This is a genomic window from Kitasatospora sp. NPDC058406, assembly GCF_042722765.1.
Taxonomy (GTDB): Bacteria; Actinomycetota; Actinomycetes; order Streptomycetales; family Streptomycetaceae; genus Kitasatospora.
The window spans coordinates 1-7,276 of sequence record NZ_JBHXKE010000345.1 but is presented as its reverse complement, the minus strand read 5'-3'; the positions used below and the strand labels follow the sequence as shown (position 1 = coordinate 7,276).

Sequence of the window (7,276 nt, the reverse complement as noted above, 5' to 3'; positions counted from 1 at the left end):
CGGGTTGGCACGGGGGGGCCCCTGCCGCGGGGTTGGACGGCTGGGCCGGCGCGGCACTGTCCAGACGCGGCACCGCTCAGCGGGGCGGTCCGGCGGGGCCGCCCAGCCCGGGCGGCGGCCCGACCAGCTGCACGCCGAGCGGCTCCAGCGCGCCCAGCAGCCGGGCGAAGTCCGGCGGTCCCTGAAGCGGCGGGGGGAGTTCCAGGCTGGTGGCCGGCTCGCCGGTCTGAAAGAACCACTCCTCGAAGCCGGCCGGGGTCCCGAGCACCAGGAACCGGGTGCCCTCGGTCTCCACCCGGTACTGGTGGGCGATGCCGCGCGGCGCGAACACGGTGGCACCCGGGCCGACCTTGTGCTCGTCGTCGCCGATCCGCAGCACCATCTCGCCCTCCTGGACGATGAAGAACTCGTCCTCGCGGGTGTGCAGGTGGACGGGCGAGGCGTAGCCCGCCGGCGAGAGCTGCTCGGCGAGCCAGAACTGGCCGTTGGTCTCGGCGCCGGTCGCCTTGAACTTGAGCAGGGCGCCCACGTGCCAGATGGCGCGACCCTCGTCGGGCTGCTTCACGAACGGTTGGGACGTCACTCGGTTCCTCCTCGGTCGGCGGTCCCGCACGCGGGACCGCTCGGAAACGGTGCGGAAACTGATGGAGCGTCTGATCGGACGGAGCGTCAGGCCGCGGTGCGGACGGCGCTGGTGGCCAGGACGGCGGCCACCACCTCGTCCGGTCCGGGCGCGAAGGCGTCCTCCAGCTCGGGGCTGAAGGGCACCGGCGCGTGCGGCCCGGTGACCATCCTGACCGGTCCGCGCAGCGCCGCGAAACGGTCCTGCGCGACCTGGGCGGCGATGTCGGTGGCCAGGCTGCACCGCGGGTGCGCCTCGTCGACCACGACCAGGCGGCCGGTCTTCTCGACGCTGGCGTAGATGGTCGAGGTGTCCAGCGGCGAGAGCGTCCGGGGGTCGATCACCTCGACGTCCACGCCCTCGGCGGCCAGCCGCTCGGCGGCGGTGAGCGCGACCGAGACCATCCGGCCGATCGCGACCACGGTGGCGTCCGCGCCCTCGCGGACCACCTTGGCCGTGCCGAACGGGATCGCGTACGGCTCCTCGGGGACGGGGCCGGGCGCGAAGTAGAGCATCTTGTGCTCCAGGAAGAGCACCGGGTCGTCGTCCACCAGCGCCTGCGCCATCAGGCCCTTGGCGTCGTACGGGTTGGACGGCGCGACCACCTTGATGCCGGGCAGGTGGACGAAGAGCGGGTGCAGCGCCTGCGAGTGCTGGGCGCCGCGGCGCAGGCCGGTGCCCCACATCGCGCGCAGCACCAGCGGCACGGAGACCTTGCCGCCGGACATGTAGCGCAGCTTGGCGGCCTGGTTGGCGATCTGGTCGAAGCAGACGGTGGCGAAGTCGACGAAGAGCAGGTCGACCACCGGGCGCAGGCCGGTCGCCGCGGCGCCGACCGCGGCGCCGACGAAGGCCGCCTCGGTGATCGGCATGTCGAGCACGCGGTCCGGGAACTCGATGTGCAGGCCCTTGGTCGGGCCCCACGCGTTGGTGCTGTCCTCGCCCATCAGGACCACGGAGCGGTCGAAGCGCATCTGCTGGGCGAGCGCCTCCCCGATGGCCTGCTGGTAGGTGATGGTACGCACGTGACTCTCTCCTCCGGAGGTGGTCCCGACCGGCCGGCGCCGGTCGGCGGGCGGACTCGTCCAAGGCCGTGCGCGCCCGCGGGCGGACGCGTCGAAGGCCGCGCGCGTCAGCGGGTGTAGACGTCCGTGAGCAGGCTCGCCCGGTCCACCGTGAACGGCTCCGCCGAGGCCGCGACGGCGGCCTCCACGAGGGCGGCGACGTCCCGGTCGATCCGGTCCAGTTCGAAGGCGGCGGGCCCTGCGGCGGTGCCGTCGGCGATCCGGGCGCGGAGCAGCAGCAGCGGGTCGGAGTCGGCGCGGAGCCGGTCCGGGTCCGCGCTCGGGCGGTAGGACTGGTCGTCCCAGAGCTCCATGTGGCCGTGGAACCGCTCGGCCCGGAACTCCAGGACGGTCGGCCCGTCGCCGGCCCGGGCGCGCTCGACCGCCTCGGTGGTGGCGGCGTGCACGGCGAGGACGTCGTAGCCGTCGACCACCGCGCCGGGGATACCGAACCCGGCCGCGCGCTGGGCCATGTCGGTGCCGGAGAAGTGCCGGTCGGCGGGGGTCGCCTGGGCGTAGCCGTTGTTCTCGACGGCGAACACCACCGGCAGGTCGAGCATGCGGGCGAACACCAGGCTCTCGAGCACCGCCCCCTGGTTGGCGCCGCCGTCACCGGTGAAGGCCACCGCGACCTGTCCGGTGCCCTGCTGGCGGGCCGTCAGGGCGGCGCCGCAGGCGAGCGGCACGCCGCCGCCGGCGAGGCCGTTGGCGCCGAGCATGCCGCGGTCGAAGTCCGCGATGTGCATCGAGCCGCCCTTGCCGCCGCAGAGGCCGTCGGGGCGCCCGTGCAGTTCCTTCATCATGGCCTCGACGTCACAGCCCTTGGCGATGGCGTGACCGTGGCCGCGGTGGGTGCTGGCCAGGTAGTCGTCGGGGGCGAGCGCCGCACAGACGCCCGCCGCGACGGCCTCCTGTCCGCTGTAGAGGTGGACCGCGCCGGGCAGGTTCTTCGCCAGCCCGTGCAGACGGTCCTCGAAAGCTCGGATCATGCTCATCGTCCGGTAGATCTCAGCGATCTGATCAACCGTCAAACGTGTGGTACGGGATGTGCCCATGGGGTCGCCTCCTCGGCTCTCCGGGGGACGGCCGGCGAGTCGCCGCGCGACCCGGTCGCCGGCCGCGCTCGTGGCCCGACTCCCATGAGGGTAAGTGCTCACTCACATGGGTGCAACCAAGTGTCCGAATCCGCCACGGCGCCATACACCACTCCCCCCGCCCACCCTTGCGCCCTGTGCAACAGCCCGCCTAAGGTCTTGTCCCGGGTGGATTGGGATCACGGCACAGAACACGCGACGGACCGTTTGTGCGGGGTTCGCCGTGCCGGTTTGCGCGTATGTCCGACGAATTCCTTTTCCCCGCGCCAGAAACGCCCGTGCACTGTGGGTTCGACGCGAGCGACGGGGGGATTTCAGGAACCATGCTGGATCAGATAGCCAAAACCTCCGGCGGGGAAGACCGAAGACCAACCAGCCTGGCCATGGACGGCGTGGCGACACTCGCTACGCGCGGTGAACGGAACACCTCCGACCGGATCGGACGGTTGGTGAGCACCCTCATCGGGCTGGTCACGGGTCTCGGCGCCGCCGGCCTGCCACCGGCCCCGGAACCACGCGGCGGCCGGCCGAAGGACTCCGCTCCGCCGCCCGCGCCCGGCCCCTTCACCCTGTCCTGGCTGCATCTGGCGCTGTCCCATCCGCGCCGCCGGCCGGACGGGGCGAGGGCCGACGAGCCGGAGCCCGCCTGTCCGGCCGACGCCGCCCGGCTCGACGAGCGCCGTCGGGTCCGCCGCGAGCTGCACGATTCGCTCGCCCCCAGGCTTGCCGCCCTCCACATGCGGATGGAGCTGGCCGGCCTCTCGCTGACCGGCGACGCCGACCAGGCCCCGGCCCTGCTGGCCCAGGCCCGGGAGGACGTCAGCACCGCCATCGCCGACGTCCGGCAGGTGATCCGCGACCTCGACACGTCCGAGTCCCGGTCCACGCCCAGTCCCGGCACGCTGCGCCAGTTCCTGCACCGGCAGGTCCGCGCGTTCGAGGAGGCCGGGGCCGGTCGGCTCCGTTTCGTCACCGAGCTGCCGACCCTCGTCGACGGTTTCCCGGACCGTGTCCAGAACGAATTGAAGAATATCTCCGGCGAAGCCGTCGCCAATGTCGCACGGCACGCCCAGGCCACCGTCTGCCGGATCTCGGCCTCCATCGGCCGGAACGGCCTCGACCTTTCGATCGAGGACGACGGGGTGGGGATTTCCAGCGGTTCCGTCGGCGGAATAGGACTGCCGTCCATGTGTGTCCGCACCAGGGAACTCGGCGGGATTTTCTCGGTCGAGACCAGAGCCCCGCACGGCACCGTGATCCGGGTGCGACTGCCGCACTCGGTGCTCACCGGCGACGCGGACCGGACCGGTTGACCCACGCGTTCCCGCCTTTCTCCCACGGCCCGCCGGTACGGCGGAGTCCGTGTCCGACCGACCCGTGCCGCCCCCGGCCCGTCCCCCGGGTTCCCGCTATCCGCACCCTCTCCTAGGAGCTCCCATGGACCCGGTCGCGCCTCGAAACCTTCGTATCCTCGTGGTCGACGACCACGAGCTTTTCCGGGCTGGTTTACGCCAACTCCTGGACCGGATCGACTCCCTGACCGTCGTCGGCGAGGCCTCCAGCGGCGCCGACGTGCTCTCCGCCGTCGAACGCCTGGCCCCGGACGTCGTCCTGATGGACATCAGCATGCCGGGCACCGACGGCATCGAGGCGACCCGCACCCTGCTCGCCCGCCACCCCCGGGTCGCGGTGGTGATGCTGACCGCCGACGACAACGACGACTCCATCGTCGCCGCGGTCCGGGCCGGTGCCCGCGGCTACCTGGTCAAGGGCGCCGGCCTGGACGACGTGCGCCGGGCCATCACCGCCGTCAGCCAGGGCGGGGCCCTCTTCGGCCCGGAGGCGGCCGCCCACCTGTTGGCCCAGGTCAGGCGACCGGCTCCGGAGCGCGAGCCGTTCCCCGACCTGACTCCCCGGGAGATGGCCGTCCTGACCATGCTGGCGGACGGCCGCAACAACTCCTTCATCGCCAACGAGTTCGGGCTGTCGATGAAGACGGTGCGCAACTACCTCTCCCGGATCTTCAGCAAGCTGCAGGTCACCGACCGCGCCGAGGCCGCGGTCCGGGCCCGGCGGGCCGGGCTCGGCAGCTAGCGCCCGTCCCTGCGGGCAGGTCCGCGGACCTGCCCGCGGACCTGCCCCGGGGCGGAGCGGACCGGCCCGGGGCGGACCGGGCCGACCGGGGTGCCGTCACCTCTCCAGCTGCGCCCAGAGTTCGGCCTCGTTCCGGCTCAACGGGGCGGCCTCGGCACCGGCCCGCTCCGGGTGCCAGTCCGGCACGCCCGGCGGCGGCAGCACCGGCTCGGGCCGGCGCGCGCCCGGCAGCGCCGAGGGCGAGGTCAGCGGGGCCATGGCCAGCCCGAGCCAGATCATGCCGTCGGCCAGGTACCGGCCGGAGCGCCGCGCCCACCGGCGCAGCAGGAGACGACGGTGGGCACGGCGCAGAGCGGATCGCATCGGAAGGCCTCCGGCGGGACGGCAGCGGGGGGAAGCGGTGCTACCGCCATCCTGGTGACCTGCCGTCCCACCGTCATGGGGCGGGAATCCCCATCGCGCTGGGAAAGTTTCCTGGCCCCGTCCCGGCCCGCTACGCCGGAGCCGGGACCAGGACGATCTTCCCGCTGACGGCCGCGGTCTCCATCGCGCGGTGCGCGTCGGCCGCCTCGTCCAGCGCCATGGTGCGGCCCACCCGCGGGTTGACCAGCCCCTTCTGCAGCAGTTCCAGGACGGTCGCGAGGTCCTGCTGGTACGCGGCCGGCTGGGACTTCTCCAGGCTCCAGGCGTTGTAGAACAGCGTCCGCCGCCCGTCCGGGAGCAGCTTGGGCAGCACGATGCCGCCCAGGAACCCCTGGGCACCGACCAGCAGGTCCGGCTTGCCGCCCCGCAGCGCGGCGTTCTGGCCGTAGCCGACCATCACTCCGCCGCGCCGGACGGCCTGGTAGGAGCGGAGGAAGTGCGGTCCGCCGACCGGGTCGAAGACCGCGTCCACCGCGCCGCCCGGCAGGCCGCGCACCACCCGGAGGAAGTCCTCGGTGTCCCGGTCGATCGGGTGGCCGCCGAGCCGTCGCACCTGGTCGGCGCGGGCACCGGAGCAGGTGCCGTAGACGGTCACCTCGGCGAGCGCCGCCAGTTCCAGGAAGGCGGTGCCGACGCCGCCGGACGCGCCGTGCACCAGGACCGTCCCGCCCCGCCGCACCCGGGCGACCCGGTGGAGCATCTGCTGCGCGATGAAGTAGTTGAGCGCGAGCGCGGAGGCCTCGACCGGGTCCACCCCCTCGGGCAGCTCGACGAGCCGGTTGGCGGGCACGATCGCGTACTCCGCGTAACCGCCGCTTCGCACCAGTGCGACCACCCGCTGCCCCACTGCGGGGGCCCGGGTGCCCGGGCCCACCTGGTCGACCTCGCCCACCAGGTCGTATCCGGGGGTGAAGGGACGCTTCGGCCCGCCGGGGATGACCCCGGCGCGTAGCAGAATGTCACCGTAGGAGACGCCGGCGGCGAGCACCCTGACCCTGACCTGACCGACGGCCGGGGCCGGGAGTTCTTCGCTGGACAGCCGTAGGACCTCGGCTCCGCCGAGCCTCGGCACACTCACGTGGCGGTACCTCATCGTGGCCTCCGCAGTGGAGAGACGTCATGGAAGGAGTGGCACTGGTCCTCCGTGGGGGCGGACGGTCACGGGAGCCGGCCGCCAGGCCGTTCCCTGCCCCCGTATTTTTATATAGACTGAGTGTACAATGAATGTGATAGCACCCGCCTCAGGAGACGTCAACAGCCCATGAGCCCACGCCAGTACCGAGCCGGCCAACGCCAGGTAGCCGCCGAGCAGACCCGCACCCGCATTCTGGAAGCCGCCTGCGAGCTGCTGACCGGGGAGAAGGGCCCGGCCTCGTTCAGCATGGACGCCGTCGCCAAGACCGCCGGGGTGGCGCGGATGACCGTCTACTACCAGTTCGACTCGAAGACCGGCCTGCTGGAGGCGCTCTTCGACGATCTGGCGCTGCGCGGCGGAATGGACAGAATGCCCGCGGCCTTCATGCGGCCCAGCGGGAGGGAGGCGCTCTCCGCGATCCTCGACGTCCTCAGCGGCTTCTACGGATCCGGGCGGATCGCCCTGCGCCGGCTCCGCGGCCTGGGCATCCTCGATCCGGAGCTGGACACGGCGCTGCAGAGCCGCGGCGAGCGTCGGCGCGGCGGCCTCCAGGTGGTCCTCGGCCGGCTGCTCGCCGACCGGGACGCCGAGGTCGGCGAGGCCGAGCTGGAGGAACTGGTCGAGCTGCTGTTCATGCTCACCAGTTTCGAGACCTTCGACCTGCTGGCCGGTCCCGAGGGTGAGACCTCGGCGGTCGCCCGCCGGATCGAGGAGCTGATTCTCGCCGTTCTCGACCGCCGGCTCGCGGCTTCCTGACGCCCGGCCGGCGCACCACGCGCCCCAGGGCCCGTCACCCGCCCCTCGCGTCCCGAACCCCCCGCCGCCCGGCGACCCCCCTCCGGTC

General features: G+C 72.9%; 8 protein-coding genes. 3 read left to right on the top strand and 5 right to left on the bottom strand.

What is annotated here, in order from left to right; genetic code table 11:
* Positions 1-76: 76 nt before the first annotated feature.
* From ACFWOG_RS37975 to ACFWOG_RS37965, 3 genes are all read right to left on the bottom strand, one after another.
* Positions 77-583 carry a quercetin 2,3-dioxygenase gene (locus ACFWOG_RS37975; RefSeq protein WP_327681265.1) on the bottom strand — a complete coding sequence of 169 codons (507 nt, stop codon included), beginning with the start codon at positions 581-583 and terminating at the stop codon, positions 77-79.
* Between the two features lie 86 nt (positions 584-669).
* On the bottom strand, positions 670-1,647 hold the full coding sequence (locus ACFWOG_RS37970) for an alpha-ketoacid dehydrogenase subunit beta (protein ID WP_329882630.1): 978 nt from the start codon (positions 1,645-1,647) through the stop codon (positions 670-672).
* A gap of 107 nt (positions 1,648-1,754) precedes the next feature.
* Positions 1,755-2,681, bottom strand: coding sequence for a thiamine pyrophosphate-dependent dehydrogenase E1 component subunit alpha (locus ACFWOG_RS37965; protein ID WP_329950027.1), 927 nt, complete (start codon positions 2,679-2,681; stop codon positions 1,755-1,757).
* Positions 2,682-2,989: 308 nt separating this feature from the next.
* On the opposite strand from ACFWOG_RS37965, the gene ACFWOG_RS37960 reads away from it, so the two are divergent.
* A complete protein-coding gene (locus ACFWOG_RS37960) occupies positions 2,990-4,093 on the top strand; it encodes a sensor histidine kinase (RefSeq protein ID WP_380364044.1) in 1,104 nt (367 codons plus the stop codon).
* Between the two features lie 124 nt (positions 4,094-4,217).
* Positions 4,218-4,874: a response regulator transcription factor gene (locus tag ACFWOG_RS37955; RefSeq protein ID WP_329882627.1), complete on the top strand. Its 657-nt coding sequence runs from the start codon at positions 4,218-4,220 to the stop codon at positions 4,872-4,874.
* Between the two features lie 96 nt (positions 4,875-4,970).
* Here ACFWOG_RS37955 and ACFWOG_RS37950 read toward each other — a convergent pair whose 3' ends face one another.
* Both ACFWOG_RS37950 and ACFWOG_RS37945 read right to left on the bottom strand, forming a co-directional pair.
* Positions 4,971-5,237: a hypothetical protein gene (locus ACFWOG_RS37950; protein ID WP_329882626.1), complete on the bottom strand. Its 267-nt coding sequence runs from the start codon at positions 5,235-5,237 to the stop codon at positions 4,971-4,973.
* A 130-nt stretch (positions 5,238-5,367) separates the two neighbouring features.
* A complete protein-coding gene (locus tag ACFWOG_RS37945; protein WP_329882625.1) occupies positions 5,368-6,390 on the bottom strand; it encodes a medium chain dehydrogenase/reductase family protein in 1,023 nt (340 codons plus the stop codon).
* 168 nt (positions 6,391-6,558) lie between these two features.
* Between ACFWOG_RS37945 and ACFWOG_RS37940 the strand changes: the two genes are divergently transcribed.
* Entirely contained in the window at positions 6,559-7,188 is a 630-nt protein-coding gene (locus ACFWOG_RS37940; protein ID WP_329882624.1) for a helix-turn-helix domain-containing protein, read from the top strand.
* Positions 7,189-7,276: the final 88 nt, after the last annotated feature.

What these genes read in the sequence shown, in the direction of transcription:
- ACFWOG_RS37945 (WP_329882625.1), bottom strand. Translation starts at nt 6,390, where the DNA reads ATGAGGTACCGCCACGTGAGTGTGCCGAGGCTCGGCGGAGCCGAGGTC.
- ACFWOG_RS37965 (WP_329950027.1), bottom strand. Translation starts at nt 2,681, where the DNA reads ATGAGCATGATCCGAGCTTTCGAGGACCGTCTGCACGGGCTGGCGAAG.
- ACFWOG_RS37955 (WP_329882627.1), top strand. Translation starts at nt 4,218, where the DNA reads ATGGACCCGGTCGCGCCTCGAAACCTTCGTATCCTCGTGGTCGACGAC.
- ACFWOG_RS37950 (WP_329882626.1), bottom strand. Translation starts at nt 5,237, where the DNA reads ATGCGATCCGCTCTGCGCCGTGCCCACCGTCGTCTCCTGCTGCGCCGG.
- ACFWOG_RS37940 (WP_329882624.1), top strand. Translation starts at nt 6,559, where the DNA reads ATGAGCCCACGCCAGTACCGAGCCGGCCAACGCCAGGTAGCCGCCGAG.